Annotated in this window: 19 protein-coding genes; 11 read left to right on the top strand and 8 right to left on the bottom strand. The window is 69.2% G+C overall.

What is annotated here, in order from left to right; genetic code table 11:
• Positions 1–104: 104 nt before the first annotated feature.
• Positions 105–668: a DUF5994 family protein gene (locus ACFY2X_RS18270; protein ID WP_389939536.1), complete on the bottom strand. Its 564-nt coding sequence runs from the start codon at positions 666–668 to the stop codon at positions 105–107.
• A gap of 485 nt (positions 669–1,153) precedes the next feature.
• Here ACFY2X_RS18270 and ACFY2X_RS18265 point away from each other — a divergent pair, with 485 nt between their 5' ends.
• From ACFY2X_RS18265 to ACFY2X_RS18245, 5 genes are all read left to right on the top strand, one after another.
• Entirely contained in the window at positions 1,154–2,056 is a 903-nt protein-coding gene (locus ACFY2X_RS18265; RefSeq protein ID WP_389939534.1) for an ABC transporter permease, read from the top strand.
• A complete protein-coding gene (locus tag ACFY2X_RS18260; protein ID WP_389939532.1) occupies positions 2,053–2,955 on the top strand; it encodes a carbohydrate ABC transporter permease in 903 nt (300 codons plus the stop codon). The genes ACFY2X_RS18265 and ACFY2X_RS18260 overlap by 4 nt, the downstream gene beginning before the upstream one ends.
• Before the next feature lie 27 nt (positions 2,956–2,982).
• Positions 2,983–4,611, top strand: a complete 1,629-nt coding sequence (locus ACFY2X_RS18255; protein WP_389939531.1) for a hypothetical protein — start codon at positions 2,983–2,985, stop codon at positions 4,609–4,611.
• 102 nt (positions 4,612–4,713) lie between these two features.
• Positions 4,714–5,883, top strand: a complete 1,170-nt coding sequence (locus ACFY2X_RS18250) for a Gfo/Idh/MocA family protein (protein WP_389939529.1) — start codon at positions 4,714–4,716, stop codon at positions 5,881–5,883.
• A gap of 82 nt (positions 5,884–5,965) precedes the next feature.
• The gene (locus tag ACFY2X_RS18245) at positions 5,966–7,906 is read left to right on the top strand and encodes a hypothetical protein (RefSeq protein WP_389939527.1); all 1,941 of its coding nucleotides are present in this window, start codon (positions 5,966–5,968) and stop codon (positions 7,904–7,906) included.
• Here the strand turns inward: ACFY2X_RS18245 and ACFY2X_RS18240 are convergent.
• The 5 genes from ACFY2X_RS18240 to ACFY2X_RS18220 form a co-directional block, all read right to left on the bottom strand.
• On the bottom strand, positions 7,882–8,958 hold the full coding sequence (locus ACFY2X_RS18240; protein WP_389939525.1) for an SPFH domain-containing protein: 1,077 nt from the start codon (positions 8,956–8,958) through the stop codon (positions 7,882–7,884). The genes ACFY2X_RS18245 and ACFY2X_RS18240 overlap by 25 nt on opposite strands.
• Positions 8,959–8,960: 2 nt before the next feature.
• Entirely contained in the window at positions 8,961–9,395 is a 435-nt protein-coding gene (locus ACFY2X_RS18235) for an NfeD family protein (RefSeq protein WP_389939523.1), read from the bottom strand.
• A 336-nt stretch (positions 9,396–9,731) separates the two neighbouring features.
• Entirely contained in the window at positions 9,732–10,868 is a 1,137-nt protein-coding gene (gene fahA, locus ACFY2X_RS18230) for a fumarylacetoacetase (protein ID WP_389939522.1), read from the bottom strand.
• Entirely contained in the window at positions 10,868–11,734 is an 867-nt protein-coding gene (locus ACFY2X_RS18225; protein ID WP_389939520.1) for a hypothetical protein, read from the bottom strand. The genes fahA and ACFY2X_RS18225 overlap by 1 nt, the downstream gene beginning before the upstream one ends.
• Positions 11,716–12,885, bottom strand: coding sequence for a homogentisate 1,2-dioxygenase (locus ACFY2X_RS18220; protein WP_389939518.1), 1,170 nt, complete (start codon positions 12,883–12,885; stop codon positions 11,716–11,718). Before ACFY2X_RS18220 ends, ACFY2X_RS18225 begins: the two co-directional genes overlap by 19 nt.
• Positions 12,886–13,132: 247 nt before the next feature.
• Between ACFY2X_RS18220 and ACFY2X_RS18215 the strand changes: the two genes are divergently transcribed.
• The 5 genes from ACFY2X_RS18215 to ACFY2X_RS18195 all read left to right on the top strand — a co-directional run bounded on the left by ACFY2X_RS18215 (position 13,133) and on the right by ACFY2X_RS18195 (position 17,468).
• Positions 13,133–13,279, top strand: a complete 147-nt coding sequence (locus ACFY2X_RS18215) for a hypothetical protein (protein WP_389939516.1) — start codon at positions 13,133–13,135, stop codon at positions 13,277–13,279.
• A 119-nt stretch (positions 13,280–13,398) separates the two neighbouring features.
• Positions 13,399–13,968 carry a dihydrofolate reductase family protein gene (locus ACFY2X_RS18210; protein WP_389939514.1) on the top strand — a complete coding sequence of 190 codons (570 nt, stop codon included), beginning with the start codon at positions 13,399–13,401 and terminating at the stop codon, positions 13,966–13,968.
• Positions 13,969–14,177: 209 nt separating this feature from the next.
• Positions 14,178–15,560: an alpha/beta fold hydrolase gene (locus tag ACFY2X_RS18205; protein WP_389939512.1), complete on the top strand. Its 1,383-nt coding sequence runs from the start codon at positions 14,178–14,180 to the stop codon at positions 15,558–15,560.
• Between the two features lie 196 nt (positions 15,561–15,756).
• Positions 15,757–16,839, top strand: a complete 1,083-nt coding sequence (locus ACFY2X_RS18200; protein WP_389939510.1) for a saccharopine dehydrogenase — start codon at positions 15,757–15,759, stop codon at positions 16,837–16,839.
• Positions 16,836–17,468, top strand: a complete 633-nt coding sequence (locus tag ACFY2X_RS18195) for a TetR/AcrR family transcriptional regulator (protein WP_389939508.1) — start codon at positions 16,836–16,838, stop codon at positions 17,466–17,468. Before ACFY2X_RS18200 ends, ACFY2X_RS18195 begins: the two co-directional genes overlap by 4 nt.
• Before the next feature lie 263 nt (positions 17,469–17,731).
• On the opposite strand, the gene ACFY2X_RS18190 is transcribed toward ACFY2X_RS18195, so the two are convergent.
• Together ACFY2X_RS18190 and ACFY2X_RS18185 are read right to left on the bottom strand one after the other, a co-directional pair.
• Positions 17,732–18,241, bottom strand: a complete 510-nt coding sequence (locus tag ACFY2X_RS18190) for a hypothetical protein (protein ID WP_389939506.1) — start codon at positions 18,239–18,241, stop codon at positions 17,732–17,734.
• A gap of 274 nt (positions 18,242–18,515) precedes the next feature.
• Positions 18,516–19,148 carry an IclR family transcriptional regulator gene (locus ACFY2X_RS18185; RefSeq protein ID WP_389939504.1) on the bottom strand — a complete coding sequence of 211 codons (633 nt, stop codon included), beginning with the start codon at positions 19,146–19,148 and terminating at the stop codon, positions 18,516–18,518.
• Positions 19,149–19,417: 269 nt separating this feature from the next.
• On the opposite strand from ACFY2X_RS18185, the gene ACFY2X_RS18180 reads away from it, so the two are divergent.
• Positions 19,418–20,698 (top strand): NAD(P)/FAD-dependent oxidoreductase, encoded by a 1,281-nt coding sequence (locus tag ACFY2X_RS18180; RefSeq protein WP_389939503.1) that lies wholly within the window; start codon positions 19,418–19,420, stop codon positions 20,696–20,698.
• Positions 20,699–20,714: the final 16 nt, after the last annotated feature.

Raw genomic sequence — 20,714 nt, 5'->3', positions numbered from 1 at the left:
CGTGCGCGGTCCGTTGGGTGCCGCCACGCGATGGTGTAGGTGCTGTCCTGCCCGAGCACGGCACGGAACCCCTGCCCGAGCACGGAGTGGGATCGGCTGTGCGGTCAGGTTGCGAGCAGGCGATTCCCGATTCGTTCGCCCTCGTTCTCCCGGATGGCGTGTTCACCGCTCTGTGTTGTCCGGGAGCCGGTCAACATCGGTTCGTGGGAGGTGGCGAGGGCGTCGGTCGACCGGATGCGGTTCTCATCCGCCGAGGTCATTCTGAAGGCGCCGCTCGTCGGGGCGCCCGCAACGCCTGGCGCCATCACCAGCAGATTGATGTTCCTGATGCCCGCCACGGTCAGGCTGATCAGGTGAGGATCGATGCCTCGCAGCCACCTCACCTCGACGAGGCGGCCCCTGGCCTGGACACGGTGAGGGCGGGTCTCCCAGCTGTCGGAATTCAGGGTCACCCGAAGGGTGATCCGGCCTAGCCGCTGGTCAACGGCCGCAATGAGGCCGGACAGTTCGGTGGCCGTGTCCGATGAGCTCGGCCACCAGGCCCCGTCGACGACGCCTCGGCGGCCAAGCGCGGGATCCAGGTTCAGCCGCACCACGAAAGAACTGACAGAGGCAGCGGCAGAACGGGCTATCACCGGCGGGATGCGTGAAAGAAGCTTCGGCGTCATGGTCGGCCGACCTGTCTCGATCTCGGAGAGACCAGTGTGGTGAATCGCCTTGGGCGACGCCGACCTTGGTGTCAACGCACGAAGTGTCCTAGGTAAACCTCATTGTACTCCCCGAACACGCAAACGATGGATCGGCGGACGGCGGTGACGACGGTCCCGGCCCGGCCGTGCTGATCGGACACCTTTATCTCAGAAGGTTATGTAAATCGAGCCGAGCTCACGTTTCGGCTCGCCGACCTCCCGTGCCAGACAAGACGTGCCAAATAGACCGTTTGTCGTACATAACGGTCTCGTAGCGGGCTGATCGCCGGCCGGTATCGAATCGGCGATCCTGCTCAATCCTGCACTGTTTAAGCTAGTTTATTTCATAAATGAGCGCTAGCCTCCCAGGCACTCGGAAGGGAGGTTGGAACGTGGCGTCATCCACGGCGTCCCCGGCGCTCGAAACTCCAGCGGAGTCACGCCCCGCGCAGGGGCCTCGTCACATGAGCCTGTGGGCCCGCCTATGGCGGGATCGCACCCTGCTGCTGCTCTGCCTGCCAGGCGTGCTCTACTTCGTGCTCTTCTTCTACGTGCCGCTGGTCGGCAACGTGATCGCGTTCAAGGACTACGCGCCGTTCCTCGGCGTCGGCGACAGCCCGTGGGTGGGCCTGGACAACTTCACCGTGCTGCTGTCGGAGCCGGAGTTCTGGACGGCGGTCGGCAACACCCTGCAGATCACCGCGCTCCAGCTGCTGCTCTACTTCCCGGCCCCGATCGCGCTGGCACTCCTGCTCAACTCGATCGTCGGCCGTCACCTCAGGCGGTTCGTGCAGACCGTCGTCTATCTGCCGCACTTCCTGTCCTGGGTCGTCGTGGTCGCGATGTTCCAGCAGGTCATCGGTGGCGCGGGTACGGTCACCAGCTTCCTGGTCGAGCACAACGTGAACATCGGCAACCTGATGTCCAACCCGGACACCTTCAAGCTGCTGGTGACGGCCCAGGCCATCTGGAAGGACACGGGCTGGGGCACGATCATCTTCCTGGCCGCGATCACCTCGATCGACGCCTCGCACTACGAGGCGGCCGCGATCGACGGGGCCGACTGGAAACGCCGCCTCTGGCACGTCACGCTGCCCGGCATCCGCCCGGTGATCCTCATGCTGCTGATCCTGCGCCTGGGCGACATCCTCTCGGTCGGCTTCGAGCAGATGATCCTGCAACGGCAGGCCGTCGGCGTCGACGCGTCCGAGGTGATCGACACCTACGTCTACTACCACGGCGTCATCGACGGGAAGTGGGGCGTCAGCACCGCCGCCGGGCTGATGAAGGGCGTGATCGGCGCGGGGCTGATCTACGCGGCGAACAAGCTCGCCCATCGCTTCGGAGAGCAGGGGATCTACCGATGAGCATGCTCAGCGCGGGAATCCGCCCGCCGTGGATGGAACGGCCGACGCCGCTGGGCCGTACGGCGAAGTTCGTCGTGCTGGCCATCGTCGTGCTGGTCGTGCTCTACCCGTTCGGACTGGCCGTCGGGACCAGCCTGACCGGGCACGAGGAGAGCATCGCCAACGGCGGCTCCTACGTGCTCTTCCCTAGCCATCCGACCCTGGACGCCTACCGGGCCGTGCTCTCGGGCGGCGCCGTCTCGCACGCCGTACTCGTCAGCGTCGCCATCACGCTCGCGGGGACCCTGCTGAGCCTGATCTGCACGGTCTTCCTCGGCTACGGCCTGTCCCGTAAGGACCTGGTCGGCGGCAAGCCGATCCTGTTCATGGTGCTCGGCACCTTCCTCTTCGCACCCGGCATGATTCCCAGCTACCTGACGGTCAAGGAACTCGGGCTGCTGGACACCTACGCCGCGCTGATCGTGCCCGTCCTGGTCAACACGTTCAACGTGATCGTGGTGCGGGCGTTCTTCCAGGGGCTGCCGGACGAGCTGTTCGACGCGGCCAAGATCGACGGTGCGAGCGAGTGGCGCGTCCTGTTCAGGATCGCGATCCCGCTGTCCAAGGCGGTCATCGCCGTGATCGGGCTCTTCTACGCGGTCAGCTACTGGAACACCTTCTTCAACGCGATCCTCTATCTCAACGACTCCTCGATGTACCCCATCCAGGTGATCCTTCGGCAGTACATCTTCATGGGCGGCGGACCGGCCGCCAGCGAACAGCTCATCACCCACAACGTGCCCGCGTCGTCCATCCAGATGGCCGTCCTGCTGATCGCGATGATCCCGATTCTCGCCGTCTACCCGTTCCTGCAGAAGTACTTCGTCAAGGGCGTCCTCACCGGCGCCATCAAGGGCTGAACCCCTCACCCCCCAGGAGGACCGATCATGTCTGCAAGCATGTCCCGCCGTGGTTTCCTCGGCCTCGCGATCGCCGGTGTCACGGCCGCCGGTCTCGCCGCCTGCTCGGGGCAGGGCGGCGGCGCGGCCGGGGTGAAGAAGGGCGGCGCGGAGCTGTCGGCCAAGCTCAAGCTGCCGACCTACGTCCCGGCCAAGGTGCCGACCCCCGACCTGCCGGGCAGCGCCCAGGGCATCGACCCCGCCTACCTGAAGTACCCGAAGGAGCTGGTCAAGTCCGTCGCCGCGGCTCCCGGCGACGGGAGCAAGATCACTGCGCTGACCGAGACCTTCAACACCCCGGCCCCGCCGATGGCGCAGAACGCCTACTGGCAGGAGCTCAACAAGCGTCTCGGCTCCGAGTTCGCCATGACGATCGTCGTGGACGACTACCCGGCCAAGTTCAACGCCGTGATCGCCAGCGACGACATTCCCGACCTGGTCTGGTTCCCGCCGAACCAGGGCCTGCAGCGTGTCCCGGAGCTGCTGGAGGCCAAGTTCCACGACCTCACGCCCCACCTGTCGGGCGACGCCGTGAAGAAGTATCCGAACCTGGCCAACATCCCGGAATACGCCTGGAAGACGGCCGTGGTGAACGGCAAGATCGTCGGTGTCGCGGTCGCCTACGGCATCTTCGGCCAGGTCTTCCTGACCAACGACGACTTCTGGGCGCCGGTCGGCGGCACCACCTTCACCAGCGCGGACGACTTCCTGGAGAAGGCCAAGACGCTGCTGGACGCCAAGAGGAAGAAGTACGTCCTGGAGCCCGCGTACACGAACATGCTGCACATGTTCAGCCACTGGTACGGCGCGCCCAACACCTGGAAGCTGGAGGGCGGCAAGCTCGTCCACCAGATGGAGACGCCCGAGTACCAGGCCGCGATCGAGTTCACCAAGAAGGTCTACGACGCCGGGCTGTTCTGGCCCGACCCGAAGCTCACCACCACCCCCGAGAAGGTGGCCAACGGCAGCATCGGCGCCTACGTCCAGTCCTTCCCCGGGTTCCTCCTCGACGCCAAGACCGTGAAGTTCCCGCTCGGCGTCATCAAGCCGTTCGCGGCCACCTCGAGCTCCAAGCCGGTCTTCAACGCCGGGTACGGCTCGGTGGGCTTCACCGCGATCAACAAGAAGGCCGATCCGAAGCGCGTGGAGATGCTGCTCAACGTGATGAACTACCTCGCCGCGCCGTTCGGCACCGAGGAGGCCCAGTTCATCAACTTCGGCGTCGAGGGCACCCACTTCACCAAGACCGCCGACGGTGACATCGCCTTCACCGCCAAGGGCGAGGCCGAAGCCCCCACCACCTGGCAGCCGGTCTCCTTCCTGGTCAACTCGCCCGAGTACATCTACATCCCGAGCAAGCCCGACGCCGCGAAGCTCATCCACGACTTCGAGACGACCGTCATGCCGATCATGCAGCCCCGGATCACCGTCGGCCACTTCTCCGACACCTTCACCGCCAAGGGCGCCGAGCTGAGCACCATGCTCAGCGACGGGCTCGACGACGTCATCACCGGGCGCAAGCCGATGTCCTTCGTGAAGACCCTGACGGAGGATTGGAAGAAGAAGGGCGGCGACGCGATGCGCGCCGAGTACGAGGCGTCCCTGGCCAAGGGCTGACCCCGGGCCTGTTCCGTGGATCTGGGCGACCGCAGCGGGCGGGAAGATCCACAGAATGGGCCTTAGCATCCGGCACCGCCGTACCACACGAAAGGACACCACGTGGAAGACCTGCGCATCGGAGTCATCGGCCTCGGCCTCCGGCTCAACCTCGCCCTGGCGGCCCACCGGCCGGGCAAGGGGTCGGTCGTGACCGCGGTCTGCGACTCCGACCCGGCGGTCCTCGACAGGCAGGCGAAGAGGTTCGAGGCGAAACTCGTGACCGAGGACTACCGGGAGCTGCTCGACTCTCCGGATGTCGACGCGGTCATCGTGATGACGCCCGACGACACCCACGAGCGCATCGCGATCGACTGTCTCCAGGCCGGCAAGGCCGTCTACCTGGAGAAGCCCATGCACATCACCGTGGAGGGCTGCGACAACATCCTGCGCGCCGCGTACGAGACCGGGACCCGGCTCTACGTGGGGCACAACATGCGCCACATGGGCGTCGTCAGGTTGATGCGCGACATCATCGTCAAGGGCGTCATCGGCGAGCCGAAGACCGTCTGGGTCCGCCACTTCGTGTCGTACGGCGGTGACTACTACTTCAAGGACTGGCACGCCGAGCGCGCCCGCACCACCGGGCTGCTGCTGCAGAAGGCGGCCCACGACATCGACGTCGTGCACTGGCTCGCCGGAGGCTACACCACCCGGGTCAACGCCCTGGGCGACCTGATGCTCTACGGCGACCTGCCGCGCCGCGAGCCGGGCACGCCGCGCCCCGACGGCTGGCTGCACGAGTTCGAGTGGCCGCCCACGACCAGGAAGAACCTCAACCACCACATCGACGTCGAGGACGTTTCGGTGATGAACATGCGCCTGGACAACGGGGTCATCGCCGCCTACCAGCAGTGCCACTTCTCGCCCGACTACGTCCGCAACTACACGGTCATCGGCACCGAGGGACGCCTGGAGAACTTCGGTGACGGTCCCGGCGACACGGTCAAGGTGTGGAACACCGGGCCGACCGGCTACCGGAACGACTGCGACATCGCCTACAAGGTCCCGGACGCCGATGGCGGTCACGGCGGCGCCGACCCGGGAATCCTCGGCGAGTTCTGCCGGTTCGCCCGCGAAGGCGGTGTCACCGACACCTCGCCGGTGGCGGCCCGGATGAGCGTGGCGGCCGGATACATGGCGACGATGTCGCTGCGCGACGGCGGCATGCCGTACGACATCCCGCCGCTCGACCCCGAGCTGATCGCCTACTTCGACCGCGGCCAGAAGTGACCGTCCAGACGTACGGCCCGGCCGGGGCGTCCGGGCGGCCCCGGGGGAGGGAAACCGCCCGCCGCACCCGAGGAGCAGGACATTGACCAGGTACCACCTCCGCTACCAGCTCGCCCCCGGGCAGGACCCGGGCGCCCTGGCGGACTTCTGCGCCGGGCACGGCGTCGAGGAGGTCGTGCTGATGTACAACTCCGAGGAACTGCACACCGGGCACCCGGTCGGCGCCGACGAGGACCTGTGGTTCGAGACCGTGCGCGCGGCCCGTGACCTGCTGGCCGGCCGCGGCGTGTCGGTCAGCCTCAACCCGTGGGTGACGGTCGGGCACGTCGACAGGGGCAGGACCCAGGACGTGGGCTTCGCGCCGCTCGTGTCGCCGTACGGCGAGACCGCCACCGCGGCGGCCTCGCCCGCCTGCCCGGTCTGGCGGAAGTGGCTGGCCGCGCACTACGGCAGGTTCGCCGAGATCGGCTTCCGGGTGATGTGGCTGGAAGACGACTTCCGCTACCACAACCACCGCCCGCTGACCTGGGGCGGCGGCTTCGAACCCGAGGTTCTGGAGCGGCTGGGACTGGACGTGACCCGCGAGGAGCTTCTCGCCGCGATCACCGCCCCCGGCGAGCCGCACCCGTGGCGCGCCCTGCTGCAGCGCACGTGGCGGGAGATCCAGCTCGAAGTGGTGGACCTGGTGCGGCGGGCCGTCGGGGGAAGGGCCAAGCTCGGGCTGATGAGCTCCGGGCTCGGCGTCGCCTCGGTCGAGGGACGTGACTGGGACCGCATGTTCGAGCGGGTCGAGGCGCACCGCCCGCACTTCGCCCCCTACGGCGACACGGCCGCCGCCGACCTGTCATATTCGCTGGCGATGCTCGAACTCCAGCGTCCCCTGCGGCCCGCGGGCGTGGAGGTGGCGCCCGAGATCGAGAACTGGCCGCACACCGAGTGGACGAAGTCCGACACCCAGACCTGGTCGGAGATGGTCGCCGCCCACCTGTCGGGCGCCGACGCGCTGCTCCTCGACGTGTTCCCCTTCGTCACCGGCGCCCCCTCGCGCTACCCCAGGGTCGGGCGGATGCTCGCGGCGTCCAGGCCCGCGCTGGACGCCACGGTCACCCCCGACCTCACGACGTACGGCGTGGGCGTGCCGTGGTGGCAGGACACGGCCGCCCTGGTCGAAGGTGACGGGAGCCTGCGCGGGCTGGAGGCGAACCCGCTGCGGGCCGCGAGCTTCCTGCTCCCGTACGGCGTGCCGATCCAGGCGGGCGCCGCCCCGGTGACCGCGCTGTTCGGCGAGGTCGCCTGGGGCGTGCCCGACCCGCTCGCGCTGCTGCGCGGCGGGCTGCTGCTGGACGGCACCGCGGCGGCCATCCTGACCAGGCGCGGCTTCGGCGACCTGCTCGGCGTGCGGGTCGAGACGGTCGTGGACCGCATGACCCCCTCGGCCGTGCCGTACAGCATGGAGCGGATCGTCGACGGCGGCGCGCTGCTGAGCGTCAACGAGCAGCGGCGGGTGGCCCGGCTGGTCGCCGAGCCGGGCGCCGACGTGTGGACCGAGATCGTCACGGCGCGCGGTGAGCACTGGGGCGCGGGCAGGGTCGCGGCCGTCAACGCGCTCGGCGGGCGGGTCGTCACCATGGCGGCCTGCGAGCCCGAGCGCCTGGGCCGCTGCGACGACGGGCGGCGCCTGGCGCAAGCCGCCGTCGCCTTCGCCGGTGCCGACTTTCCCCTGGTCACCGGGGGGCCGCACCTGATGGCGCAGTACGCGCGGGTGGGCGGCCGGTGGCGGCTGGCCGTCGTCAACGGCTCAGCCGACCCCGCCCGACCCGAGATCCTGCTCGACGGCGCCCGACCCGAGGTCCTGCTCGACGGCGCCCGGCCCGAGGTGCTGCTCGACCGCGACCCGGCGGCCGTGCTGCTGGCTCCGCTGGCCGAGCCGCGGCCGGTCCCGGTGACGCGCGGCGCGGACGGCCGCGTCACCGTGGAGGCCGACGTGCCGCACCGCGGCTACGTCCTGTTCGAGTGGGACTGATCCCGTTCGGTGAAGGCGGTGAGACCGTCGGGGACGGCGGTGGCCGGGCCGAGCTGGCGGGGGCCGGAGTCGGCGCTGGCCGCCTCGGCCACCGCCTCCGCGGCGGCCCGCTCCGCCAGGGCGGTCTCCCTGGCGGTCGCCTCGCTGATCTGGGGCGCCTCGCGGGTGGCGGCCGAGCGGGGCAGGGATTCGGTGAAGGCCTTGGAGACGTTCTGAAGGGCGGAGGTGACCTCGCCGGGGATCACCCAGAACGTGTTGCCCTGGCCCCTGGCGAGTTCCGGAAGCACCTGCAAGTACTGGTAGGCCAGTAGCTGGGGGTCCGGGTCGTTGCGGTGGACCGCCTGGAAGACCTCGTCGATGGCCTGGGCCTGGCCCTGGGCCTTGAGGATCGCGGCGCTCCGGTCACCCTCGGCACGCAGGATCGCGCTCTGCTTGTCGCCTTCGGCGGTGAGGATCTGCGACTGCCGCTGGCCTTCGGCGTTGAGGATCGCGGCGCGCTTGTCCCGCTCGGCGCGCATCTGCTTCTCCATCGCCTCCTTGATGGTCTTGGGCGGGTCGATCGCCTTGATCTCCACGCGGTTGACCCGGATGCCCCACTTGCCGGTCGCCTCGTCCAGCACGCCCCTGAGCTGGCTGTTGATCGTGTCGCGGGAGGTGAGGGTCATCTCCAGATCCAGTGAGCCGACGACGTTGCGCAGGGTGGTGACCGTGAGCTGCTCGACGGCCTGGATGTAGTTGGCGATCTCGTAGGCGGCCGCGCGCGGGTCGGTGACCTGGAAGTAGAGCACGGTGTCGATCTCGACGACCAGGTTGTCCTCGGTGATCACCGGCTGCGGGCGGAAGGAGACCACCTGCTCGCGAAGGTCGATCATCGGGTAGACCCGGTCGATGTAGGGGATCACGAAGTTCAGGCCCGGCTTGAGCGTGCTGTGATAGCGGCCGAGCCGTTCCACGTTGCGGGCTCGGGCCTGGGGAACGATGCGCACCGAGCGCAACACGGTGAACACGGCGAACAAGACGATGAGCAGTCCGGCGATCAGCACTGCGTCCATGGTCACTCCCGTGGATATACGAGCGCGGTCGCGCCCTCGATCTCGATGACGTCGACGATTGCTCCCGCTGGGATCACCAGCGTCTCGTCGTAGGCCCTGGCCGACCATTCCTCGCCGCCGATCCGCACCCGGCCGTCCTGGCCGGTCACCTCACGCAGGACATAGGCGGGTTTGCCGACGAGGGCCTGAACCCCGAACCGCTGGTGTGAGGGCGTCTGCTTGAGATAGCGCATGGCGATGGGCCGGACGCCGACCACCCCTGCGGTCAGGGCGGCGGTGAACACCACGAGCTGGAGAGGGAGCGGCAGCCCGAGACCGGCGGCGATGGCGGCGAACAGGGCGGCGCCGCCGAGCAGTCCGAGGGCGGTGGTCAGGGTGAAGATCTCGGCGATGCCCAGCACTACCGCGAGGATCAACCAAACAACCCAGTCTTCCATGCTCCGGCCCTCCCCTTATAGGTAAACGGCTCGGATGTCGAGATTCCTTCCCCCACGGTATGTCCTCATCTGAAGGATCGTGCGGGACTGTCAGTGCCCGCGTTAAGGCCACTCAAGGCTTACCCGGCCGGGGTGTTCATGTCGGGGTGCCGATCGTGGGGTCGCGGAAGCGGAGGTCACGGAAGTGGGAACGGAGGCCGTGGAAGCGGAGGTGGCTCTCGGTGTGAGAGGTGGCTCTCGAGGTGAATGGGAGAGACCGGGCGGATACTCGAATGCCCGGATCGACGATGAGCGATCCGGGCATTCGAGTGATCGGGCGAGCCGGGCCCGGTGAACCTACCTGGCGGGCTGGACGGTTCCCGACACCTCACCCAGGGTGATCACGGTTCCATTGGGACCGGGAGCGGACGCGGTGATCGTGACGGTGTCGCCGTCTTCCAGGAAGGCCTTGACCGAGCCGTCGGACAGCTTGAGCGGCTCGGCGCCGTTCCAGGTCAGCTCGATCAGCGACCCCCGCTCGCCCGGCTCCGTGCCAGAGATCGTGCCGCTGGCGTAGAGGTCTCCGGTGCGGAGCCGGGCGCCGTTGACGGTCATGTGGGCGAGCATCTGGTCGGGCGTCCAGTACAGATCGCGGTACGGCGGACGGGAGACGACCTCGCCGTTCAGCGCGACCTCCAGGGTCACGTCGAGCCCCCACGGCTCCTCACGGCGCAGGTAGTCCAGCGGCTCGGGGGTCTGCTCCCGGCCGGGGACACGGGCCTCGGACAGGGCGGCGAGCGGGGTGATCCACGGCGATATCGAGGTGGCGAAGGACTTGCCGAGGAACGGGCCCAGCGGGACGTACTCCCACGCCTGGATGTCGCGGGCGCTCCAGTCGTTGACCAGCGTCACGCCGAACACGTGGTCCTCGAACCGTCCGGCCCGCTCGCCGAGGGCGGTCGGCGTGCCGACGACGAACCCGAGCTCCGCCTCGATGTCCAGCTTGGCGGAGGGGCCGAAGATCCCGGCGCCACGCTGCCCGGACGGCCGGACGATCGGGGTGCCGGAGGTGACGACGGTTCCGGCCCGCCCGTGATAGCCGACCGGCAGGTGGCGCCAGTTCGGCTTCAGCGGCTCATCGTCGGGGCGGAACATCCGGCCGAGGTTGGAGGCGTGCTCCAGGGAGCAGTAGAAGTCGACGTAGTCGGCCACCTCTATCGGCATGTGCATGGTCACCCGGTCCAGCGGGATCAGGTGCGGCTCGACCGCGGCCCGGTCGGTGGCCAGCTTGTTCTGGATCAGCGCCCGGGTGTCCCGCCAGGCGGCCGCACCCCTGGCCATGAAGGCGTTGAGCGACCCGGTGGCGAACACCTCGTCGTGCAGGGCGCCGGTGAGGTCGACCACGTGCTCGCCGTACCGCACGCCGACGCGCGGGGTCTCACCCTCCTGCCGGGAGAAGACTCCGTAGGGCAGGTTTTCCAGGCCCCAAGACATCACACGTTCTCCTCTGCGTCGATGGTCGCTGCGTTGCCGGTCGCTGTTCCGGTGGTCGTGCCCTCGCGCGTGTCTCCCCGCCCGGTGACCAGGCCCAGGGCCGTCAGGTCCTCGATCGGGGTGCTCGTGCTGCACGAGCCGTACGACACCAGCAGCGCCCTGGCGCGCTTCACGGTGTCATCCGATACGGCCTGCGCCAGCCGTACCAGCTCGCCCACGTCCGTCGATCCCAGCACCGGAGCCGGATCGCGGTCCTCGACGGCCGCGCAGACCGCGAGGACGAGGTTGAGGAAGCCGTGCCGGTCCACGCCCAGCGCCGGATCGAAGTGACGGACCGCGTGGTGCAGTCCCGCGGTCGCCTTGAACGGTATGCCGTGGACGGCGCAGTGCCGGATGAAGGACCCCAGCTCCTGGGCCGTCGGAAAGGCGTCGGCGGTGAGCCCGCCGCAGCGGATCTTCAGGCCCGCCCCGTGGAGGTCGTGGGGGACGGCCGTGCGGCCGGCCGGGGAGACCTCCACGAACAGCCGGGCTCCGGCGGGAAGCTGGGAGGCCAGCCGTCCGGCCACGGCGTCGGGTGACTCGTCGGCGGGCTGGCGTACTTCGACCAGTTCGACGCTGAGATCCCCGAGCGGAGGGATCTCCGGGGTGTCGAGGATGAGCCCGAGCCGGATCGGGAAGCCCAGCTGGGCGCGGAGCTCCGGCAGGCGGCTGGTCGGACAGAGGAAGCGGTGGGTGAGCACCGGGCTGCCTTCGTCCAGGTCGGCCCGGTGCCTCCGGAGGGCCTCGGCCATCGGCAGCGCGGTCGGCGGGAACAGCCCCGCGTCGTCGACGAGGCTGTGGAAGAGCGTCACCGCGCCCAGGTCCACGCGTAGGCGGGGTCCTCGACCGACAGCCCGACGGAGCCCAGGTCGAGCGGGCGGAAGGTGTCGACCATCACGGCCAGCTCGCTCGTCTCCGTGTGCCCCTGCCGTACCGCCTCGATGACGGCCTCGACGGCGCCCGGCTGCGGGCCGTGCGTGAACCCGGCCGGATGCAGCGAGATCGAGCCGATGTCGATGCCCGACCCCTTGCGGGCGCTGTAGTCGCCGCCCGCGTAGAACATCAGCTCGTCGGAGTCGACGTTGTGGTGGTTGTAGGGGATCGGGATGGCGTCGGGGTGGAAGTCCAGCGGCCGGGGGCAGAACGAGCAGATCACGAAGTTCGGGCCCTCGAAGGTCTGGTGCACCGGCGGCGGGGCGTGGGTGCGCTTCACGACGGGCTCGAAGTCGTTGATGTTGAACGCGTAGGGATAGAGGCAGCCGTCCCAGCCGACCACGTCGAAGGGGTGGTTGCGGTAGACGAGCCGGGTCAGCCCGCCGCGCGTGCGGACCAGCACCGGCACCTCCTCGCCCTCGACGATCAGCGTCTCCTGCGGGGTGCGCAGGTCGCGCTCGCTGTAGGGAGCGTGCTCCAGGAACTGGCCATATTTGGACAGGTAGCGCTTGGGCGGCCGGATGTGTCCCGCGGCCTCGATGGTGAAGGCCGTGACGCGGCCCTGGGGGACCCAGCGGTGGATCGTCCCGGTCGGAATCACGACGTAGTCGCCCTCACCGGCCTCGATCACGCCGTAGGTGGACTCGAACCTGACCCGGCCGCCGGCGATGTAGACGCACTCGTCGCCCATGGAGTTGCGGTAGAGCTCGCTCGGGGTCTCGGTCGCGACGTACGACATGCGGACGTCGGCGTTGCCCGCCAGCAACCCGCGACCGGTGACCAGGTCACCGCCCACCGGCAGGTCCTGGGTGCGGAAGTGGCGGGGAGACAGGGGCAGGTTGGGCGTCAGGGTCGAGGCCGACACGGGCTCGACCGCCTCGGCCTTGATGATCGCTGTGGGGAGATAGCGGTGATAGAGCAGAGATGAGTCGCTGGAGAACCCCTCTTCACCCATCAGTTCCTCGGCGTACAGCCCGCCGTCGGGCCGCCGGAACTGCACGTGGCGCTTGCGGGGGATCTCGCCCACCGCGCGGTAGTACGGCATCCGCCCCTCCCAAGTTTGTCCGATTATCGGACACTAGTGTCCTTTATACGAACAACCATCTGTCATGAGGGGAGGGATGTCAAACATGAACCGGCATCCGCCGCCGGTTCCCCGTGCATCTCCTCCATTCCGCGTGTTCGATCCGCGGGGTATGGCGTGGTGTTGACACCACTCCATGCGTAGTACTACAGTTTAACCACTCCGAACAGAGTACTACGCCGATCGGGTCGGCGGAAAGGAAACCCAGATGCGCGTTCAGCTCCCCGCCACCACCCCCTCCACCACCCCGGCCCGCCGAGCCTTCCCGGCCGCCCCGGCCCACCGCCGCCAGGCCCCCAAGCCCCGCTCGGTGCCCCGCCCCCGCCCGCTGCCCAAGCCCGGCGCCGCCCGCTGACCCCCGGCCCGACCCGCCCGGTCACCCCGGCCCGGCATGGCCGCCCCCGACCCCGGCCCGGGATCGCGGACCGGCCACCCTCACCTCACCCCGACCGATCACGCGAACAGGACCCCTGCATGCGCAAGCTCGTCTACTACGTCGGCATGACCATCGACGGCTTCATTGCCGCCCCCGACGGCAGCTATGACTTCTTCCCGGTCACTCAGGACGTCATGGACTTCCTGGTCACCGACTACCCCGACGCCCTGTTCACCCCCGCCCGGGCCCAGCTCGGCGTCGAGGCGCCCAACCGCACCTTCGACACCTGCATTCAGGGCCGTACCAGCTACGAGCCCGCCCTGGCCCTCGGGGTCACCAGCCCATACGCCCACCTGCGCCAGTACGTGGTCTCCGACACCATGGACGCCTCCCCCGACCCGGCCGTGGAGCTCATCTCCGGCGACGTGACCGGCGCGGTGCGCCGGCTCAAGGCCGAAGACGGCAAGGACATCTACCTGATCGGCGGCGCCCGGCTGGCCGGCAGCCTGCTGCCGGAGATCGACCGGCTCGTCATCAAGCTCTATCCGGTGGTGATCGGCACCGGGGTCCCGCTGTTCAGCGCGGAGTTCTCCCCGACCCACTTCACGCTCGCCGGCACCCGTGCCCTGGAGGGCGGCACGGTCATCCTCACCTACGACAAGAAATGATCGCCGCGGTGACCTATGGTCCTGGCGCGGATCCGCGCCAGGACCGCTCGCCGTCGCCTGGGTGCACAACCCTGTACCGGAGGCCATCGTCGTAGATCCGGTCACTGGTGAGCACCTCAGTCGCGCCGCGGGATGACATCCCGTGGTCTGATCGGCCGGTTCCAGGTTCAGGCCGTGGTCCGATGTGCGGAGCGTGCGAGGTGAGGACCATGATCCGCATGCTGAAGACACTCGCCGTCGCCGCCCTGCTCCTGGCGGGGGCGCCCGCCCAGGCGACAACGACGCTGGACTGGAGCCCCTGCCCCGACGACAAGATCGGGATGGAGTGCGCTGACCTCCAGGTCCCGGTGAACTGGCAGAAGCCGGAGGGCCGAAAGATCACGCTCAAGCTCGGCCGGCTGAAGGCCACGGGCACCGCGGAGGGTTCCGTCCTGGTGGCCTACGGCGGTCCCGGCGGTCCCGGGGTCGGTCTCACCAAGACCCTCACCCAGCAGTGGGCCGACCTGCGGAAGCGGATGAACATCGTCACCTGGGACACCCGAGGCTATGGGGAGCAGTTCGGTGGCACCGGCACCGGGCTGCCGTGCGTCTGGACGCGCCTGCCCGTGCCCGGCTTCCCGAAGAACGACGCCGACTTCGGCAGGCTCGCCGACACCAACCGGGGCTACGCCGAGGCCTGTCGGTACCGGGACCAGGAGTTCTTCGCCAACATGAGCTCGGCCGACCATGCCAGGGACATGGAGGCGATCAGGAAGGCGCTGGGCGAGCCCAAGCTCAACGTCTACAGTGCCTCGTACGCGGGTTTCTACGCACAGGCGTACGCCCGCCTCTTCCCCGGCCAGGTGCGCACGATGGTGCTGGACGGCACCTGGAACCACAGCGCCGCCGACTGGAACCGGGAGCTCGATGAGCTCGCCCGGAGCAACGAGGCGTTCATGGAACGGTTCTTCACCTGGTGCGCGTCCAACGACTGCCGCGACGTGCCCCGCATCTGGAGGGCGCTGATCGCCAGGGCCGATCGCGCGCCCATCCCCGCCAAACGGGCAGGCGTGGCCTACAACGGCCGTGACCTGCAAGCCTTCGGGCTGGGTCTCGCCCGGCAGGGCCCGGAGCGATGGGTGGCACTGGCGAAGGCGATCCGGCAGGCCGATCGCGGTGACGCGTCCGGATTCGTCCCCGAGCGAGGCTTGCGCTACCCGGATCAGTCGACCGGCGTCACCGAGTGTGTGGACTGGCCGCGCTTCGCCAACCGTGCCGAGATGGACGCCACGGTGGCCAGACTGCGCAGGATCGCGCCGAACACCGGGGCCGCCTCGACCATCGCGACCGAGACCCTCGGGTGCGTGGGCTGGCCCGTGCCGGTGACCAACCCGCCGAGCCCGCTCCCGAAGGGCCTGCCCCCGCTGCTCGGCGCGGGCACCTGGGGTGAGTCGGATGCCGTCCAGCGAGTGCTGGACCAGGTGCCGGGCAGCGGTCTGGTCCGTCACGACGGTCCCGGCCACACCTTGTATCTCCTCAATGCCTGCGCCCGCGAGCACATCGACCGCTACTTCACCGACCGGGTGCTTCCCCCGAACGGCACGAAGTGCTGACCCACCCCGCAAGTTGAAGGAGGTCCGGGCGCGCAACCTCATGCCGGAGCCACGTGGCGCCGATCGGGTGCGCAAGCCTCTCGGAGCCTGAACTCCACGGGGCCAGGGGCCGCCGTCCGGTGAAACCGGATGGCGGCCTTTCCCGTGTGAAGGGACCGTGTCGTCATTTATAGGTCAACTGACCTATATTGTTCTCGTGAACGATGCCCTGCGATACGACGCCCAAGGTCCGGTGCTCCTCGTCGGTGGATACGGCACGGTGGGAAGCGAGCTGGCGCGCCTGGCGGCGTCCCACTGGCCGCTGCTGCTGACAGGTCGTTCCCCCGAGCGCGCGGCGGATCTCTCCACCGATCTGGGCGCGGAGGCACGACGCTGGGACCTGGCCGACCCCGCTGCTTTCCACGCCGACGTCCGCGCCGTGGTCAGCGTGGTCAACGACCCCGACGATCGCGTCCTGGCGGCGGCCCTGCGCGGCGGAATTCCCTACGTCGACGTGACACGCTGGACCGCTCGGCTGCAACGAGCCGTCACGCTGGCCGCGGTGCTGTCACCCATTGCGCCGGTCCTGCTGTCCTCCGGCTGGATGGGCGGGGTGGTCCCGCTTGTCGCCGGTGCGCTGGCCGACCGCCTCGGCGGGGCCCACCGGGTTGAGACCGCCGTCCGCTACGACCTGAACGATCGGGCGGGTGCCGACTCGGTGGACTTCATGGACCGGCTGGACATCCCCTTCGAAGTCATCGAGAACGGGCGGCGGCGCATGATCGACCCGCTCTCCGGCTCCCACACGGTCGAGATCGGGGCGGATGCCACCCGAGTGGCGCGGATCGACACGCCCGAACAGTTCACCCTGCCGCTCACCTTGGGGACCACCACCGCGATCACCCGAATCGGCTTCAGCTCCTCCGTCTCCACCGGCGCGCTGATCGGACTCGGACGCGCCGGTTTCTTCCGCCGCGCCCGTGGGGATCGCTGGCGCTCGATGCGCCGATCCCTGCTGTACTCGCCCGGTACCGGCGGGATCGCCCGGATGCGGCTGGACGTCACGGGGCCGCTCGGTACGGCGACCGCCACCGTGACCGACCGAGCGGGGCAGGCCCATCTGACGGCGGTGGGTGCGCTCCTGGGACTGCGCCGGGTCCTTGGCGAGGACGGGGCCGTGGCTCCCGTGGGGGTGGTGTTCCCGGAACAGACGCCGTTGCCCTCGGCGGTGCTGCCTGCGCTGGCCGAGGCCGGGGTCGAGGTCACCGTCGAGCCGGTGACCGGCAGGGCCGCCGCGTGAACGGCCCCGCCACGCCGTCGGGCGGCACGAATCGCGGAACCGCCCCGGCGACCCCGAAGGGAAGCGCCCGCCGGGCCGCCGTCCTGGACGCGGCCGAACAGGTGCTGGCGGAGTCGGGGCACGCGGCGCTGTCACTGCGCGCGGTCGCCGACGCGGTGGGGATCCGGCTGGGAAACCTGCAGTACTACTTCCCCACCCGAGCCGATCTGATCGGCGCGCTCCTGGACCGCGTGCTGAAACGCTCCCTGGAGAAGATCGAGAGCCTGGCAGGTCCCGCCGGCGAGAGGACGTCACCCGCGCCCTCCGAGGTGATACGGGCACTGCTCGCCGAACACGCGGATCGGCGGCTCGTGCGGCTGTTCGTCGAGGTCTGGGCACTGGCGGCGGCGGACGAGGCCGTCGCGGAGGCGGTGCGGGGTTTCTACCGCGCCTACGCGGAGCTGGTCGCGGGGATGATCGGGCAGGCGCGGCCGGAACTGCCCGAGCAGACGCGCCGAGCACGGGCGGAGGCGTTCGTCGCGCTGATGGAAGGGGCATCCCTGCTCCGGTCGGGCATAGCGGGAGGCCCGTCCACGGCGCTGGACGCGGAGCTGAAACGGCTCGCCCGGACACTGCTGGACGGCGACTGAGGTTCCCCTCTCCGAGGCCGCCGCGCATGGAACATCCGGTGCCGTTAAGAGTGGCGAGTTTGAATGGCCCGGGAATCGGCTCGGCGTGGCCGGTGGCCAATGATCACTTGCTGTTCGTGGGGAATTCGAAGGCCGGTTCCCTGGCATTGTCTTCCGCGCTTGTGCGATGTGAGGAATTGGCGGATGAGTCAGGCCGGGGAACCGGTTGATTCGGCGACGGTCACGGGTGGATTCACAACCCGTGACCGTTGTTCATCCCTTGATCACGAGGGGAAATCCTTCGGGTCGACGCTGCTCGTGCGGGCGTTGCCGCCGATGACGGGGTTGAGGGTCAGCGTCCAGATGGTGGAATTGGTCGAGGTCGTGGTGAACCTCAGACGGTCGTCGAAACGCTGGTAGACGGCGTTCTGGGTGAACCTGCCCTTCGAGGTGCTGAACTTGTATCCGGTGGTGAAGTAGATTCGGTAGGTGCCGTCCGCGACCGCGTTGACGCTCGCGCTCGACTTCGCGCGGACATAGAGGCTGATCGCCTTGGACCTGCCTCGGACAAGGGTGACGACGGCGTCCTGCCTGGTCCCGTTCTTGATTTTGAGAGTTCCCTGCCCGCCGCTGATTCCGTCATAGAGGATCGTGCCGTTGCCCGGTCGTGCCGCCGCCTCGGCCGGGGCGGCCGCGACGGAATCCGGGGCGGAGGCGGCAGCCGGTCCGGCGGCATAACCGGTCAAGAGAACGGATGCGAGGATCGCTCCCGCGAGGGGACGTAGAAGGATCATTGCGCCAATATGGCGAATTCCTTTTAAGCGGTCAATGTGATTCTCCTTGTAAGGATCTCTTGTGAAAATCCTATTCGTGTGTCAGGGAGAGGTGGGACAACCGGGCGAAGACATGCGCGAAGGAATTTCGGTATAAGGACGGACCGATTCTCCTTCGGGCGGCCTGCCGACGGCTGAAGGCGCTGACGGGCCAAGGGCTTTACGGTCATGCCTTCGGCTCATCGGCGCGATACGGGGTCCTGGCCGATCGGGATCAACGCGGCCTTGGGCGAGATCAGGCCAGGGAGGCGGCCAGTTCGGCGGCGGCGACGGCCACCCGGGGGCCGACGGTCCCGGGGTCGAGAGGGGTGAAGGCGATCACGCCCACGGATGCTTCGAGCCAGGGGAGACCGGCGACGGGGGCGGCTATGCCGCGAGCGCCTTCCTGGAGCTGGCCCTCGGTGATCACATAGTCCGTACGGCCCTGGCGCAGGGCGAGAATGGCCAGCCCGGCGGCGCCCCGGGTGAGCGGGTGCCGGGAGCCCTCCCGGTAGGCGACGTGCATGTTCGTCCAGGAGGGTTCGACCACCGCCACCGCCAGGCCGTCGTCCCCTTCGGCCACCGTGAGGTGCGCGGTAGCGCCGACCTCTTCGGCGAGCCTGCGCAGGCTGGGCAGGGCGCCCTCGCGAAGCAGCGGCTGGACGGCGCGGGCCAGGACGAGGACGCCGAAGCCGAGATGGACGCGGCCGACGCCGTCGCGGCGGACGAAGCCCTCGCTCTGCAGGGTGGTGAGCAGCCGGTAGACCGCCGGGCGGCTCAGCTCGAGCTCGGTCGCGAGTTCGGTGGGGGTGCGGCCGCGGCGGCCTTCGGCGAGCAGACGGAGCATGCGCAGGCCCCGTTCGAGGGTCTGTGAGGATTCGGCCGGCATCAGGACACCCGCTGTGCTGTGAGCATGTCCCCGATTATCGGTGGTGCCGGTGGCGGGGCGCGGAGCGCCCACGAGGTCGGGGAACGGGGTGTGGTGCGCTCCGCGGCGGCAGGCGGTCTCGCGAGCGGGAAGTAGGGGGTCTCGTGAGCGGGAAGAGGGGCCTCGTGAACGGGAAGAAGGCGGTTGCGGCTCTGATCGGTGGCCTTGCGATGGGGGCGCGCCGCGGTCCACGGTGAAGGAAGATCCGAAAGAAGAGGGGTGGCCTTGCCATGAAGTCCGTCATCGTGGTCGGAGCGGGGATATGGGGCACATCGCTGGCGCTGCGGCTGGCGGAGTCGGGGTGGCGGGTCACGCTGGTCGAGCAGTATCAGGCCGGGCACCTGCGGCAGGCGAGCGCCGGGGAGACGCGGCTGCTGCGTGCCTCGCACGGGACCGACGACTGGTATGCCCGGATGGCCCGGCGGTCCCGCGAGCTGTGGCGAGGGTTCGGCGAGCGGATCGGCGAGGAGCTGTACGCCGAGACGGGAATGCTCTGGTTCGCCCGGCGGGCGGAGGGATGGGAATGGGCGAGCGCCTCGGTCCTGGAGCGGCTCGACATCCCGCATGAGCTCTGGGATCCGGCCAGGGCGGGGGCCGTCTTCCCCGACTTCCGCGGGGACGACCTGGAGTTCGCACTGTGGGAGCCGCAGGCCGGAGTGATCAGGGCGCGGCGGGCCACGCAGGTGACGGCCCGGCTCGCGCGGGAGGCCGGGGTCGCGGTGGTCCGGGGGCGAGCGGAGCCGTACGGCTCGGCGGAGAGCGCGGGTGGGGCGCAGAACGTGAGAAACGCGGGCAGGGCGGGGGCCGCAGATGGAGCGGGAAGTGCGGATGGAGCGGGAAGCGCGGGCGGGGTGGGGAGTACGGATGGAGCGGGAAGTGCGGGCGGGGTGGGGAGTGCGGGGGGAGCCGGCGTGTTCGGTGGGCCCGCGGTGCGGATCGGGGACGAGGTGCTGCGGGCCGACCGGGTGGTGTGGGCGTGCGGGGCGTGGCTGCCCCGGCTGTTCCCCGGGGTGGTGGATCTCCAGGTGACCAAGCAGGACACGACGCACTTCGCGGTGGCGCCCGGGTGGGACACACCCGCATGGGTCGACTACGACGGGTCGGTCTACGGGCACGGGGACATCGACGGGCTTGGGATGAAGACCACCTCGGACGCCGAGGGCGAGCCGTACGACCCCGAGAGCGGGGACCGCAGGATCTCACCGTCGAGCGAGGAGGCGGCGCGGGTCTACCTTCGCCGCAGGTTCCCGAGCCTGGCCGGGGCGCCCGTGCTGTTCAGCCAGGTGTGCCAGTACGCCCTCACACCCGACGGTGAGTGGATCATCGCTCAGCCGGAGGACGGCGTCTGGTTGCTCGGCGGCGACTCCGGCCACGGCTTCAAGCACGCCCCGGCTCTGGCGGAGTATGTCGCGGAGATCCTCGACGGCAAGCGCGAGCCCGAGCCGCGCTTCGGCCTCCACGAACGGATCCATGCTCGGGGCCTGCGTACGAGTGGCCAGATCGACCGGTGATCGGTTGTCATGCCGG

It is taken from the genome of Streptosporangium sp. NPDC000396 (assembly GCF_042898655.1).
Classification (GTDB): domain Bacteria; phylum Actinomycetota; class Actinomycetes; order Streptosporangiales; family Streptosporangiaceae; genus Streptosporangium.
The sequence above is the reverse complement of the archived record's forward strand: the minus strand, read 5'-3'. Positions and strand labels throughout refer to the sequence as shown.

Excerpts from the sequence above, each read along its gene's own strand:
- ACFY2X_RS18270 (WP_389939536.1), bottom strand. The coding sequence starts at position 668 with ATGACGCCGAAGCTTCTTTCACGCATCCCGCCGGTGATAGCCCGTTCT.
- ACFY2X_RS18265 (WP_389939534.1), top strand. The coding sequence starts at position 1,154 with ATGAGCCTGTGGGCCCGCCTATGGCGGGATCGCACCCTGCTGCTGCTC.
- ACFY2X_RS18260 (WP_389939532.1), top strand. The coding sequence starts at position 2,053 with ATGAGCATGCTCAGCGCGGGAATCCGCCCGCCGTGGATGGAACGGCCG.
- ACFY2X_RS18255 (WP_389939531.1), top strand. The coding sequence starts at position 2,983 with ATGTCTGCAAGCATGTCCCGCCGTGGTTTCCTCGGCCTCGCGATCGCC.
- ACFY2X_RS18240 (WP_389939525.1), bottom strand. The coding sequence starts at position 8,958 with ATGGACGCAGTGCTGATCGCCGGACTGCTCATCGTCTTGTTCGCCGTG.
- ACFY2X_RS18235 (WP_389939523.1), bottom strand. The coding sequence starts at position 9,395 with ATGGAAGACTGGGTTGTTTGGTTGATCCTCGCGGTAGTGCTGGGCATC.
- fahA (WP_389939522.1), bottom strand. The coding sequence starts at position 10,868 with ATGTCTTGGGGCCTGGAAAACCTGCCCTACGGAGTCTTCTCCCGGCAG.
- ACFY2X_RS18220 (WP_389939518.1), bottom strand. The coding sequence starts at position 12,885 with ATGCCGTACTACCGCGCGGTGGGCGAGATCCCCCGCAAGCGCCACGTG.
- ACFY2X_RS18215 (WP_389939516.1), top strand. The coding sequence starts at position 13,133 with ATGCGCGTTCAGCTCCCCGCCACCACCCCCTCCACCACCCCGGCCCGC.
- ACFY2X_RS18210 (WP_389939514.1), top strand. The coding sequence starts at position 13,399 with ATGCGCAAGCTCGTCTACTACGTCGGCATGACCATCGACGGCTTCATT.
- ACFY2X_RS18205 (WP_389939512.1), top strand. The coding sequence starts at position 14,178 with ATGATCCGCATGCTGAAGACACTCGCCGTCGCCGCCCTGCTCCTGGCG.
- ACFY2X_RS18190 (WP_389939506.1), bottom strand. The coding sequence starts at position 18,241 with ATGATCCTTCTACGTCCCCTCGCGGGAGCGATCCTCGCATCCGTTCTC.
- ACFY2X_RS18185 (WP_389939504.1), bottom strand. The coding sequence starts at position 19,148 with ATGCCGGCCGAATCCTCACAGACCCTCGAACGGGGCCTGCGCATGCTC.
- ACFY2X_RS18180 (WP_389939503.1), top strand. The coding sequence starts at position 19,418 with ATGAAGTCCGTCATCGTGGTCGGAGCGGGGATATGGGGCACATCGCTG.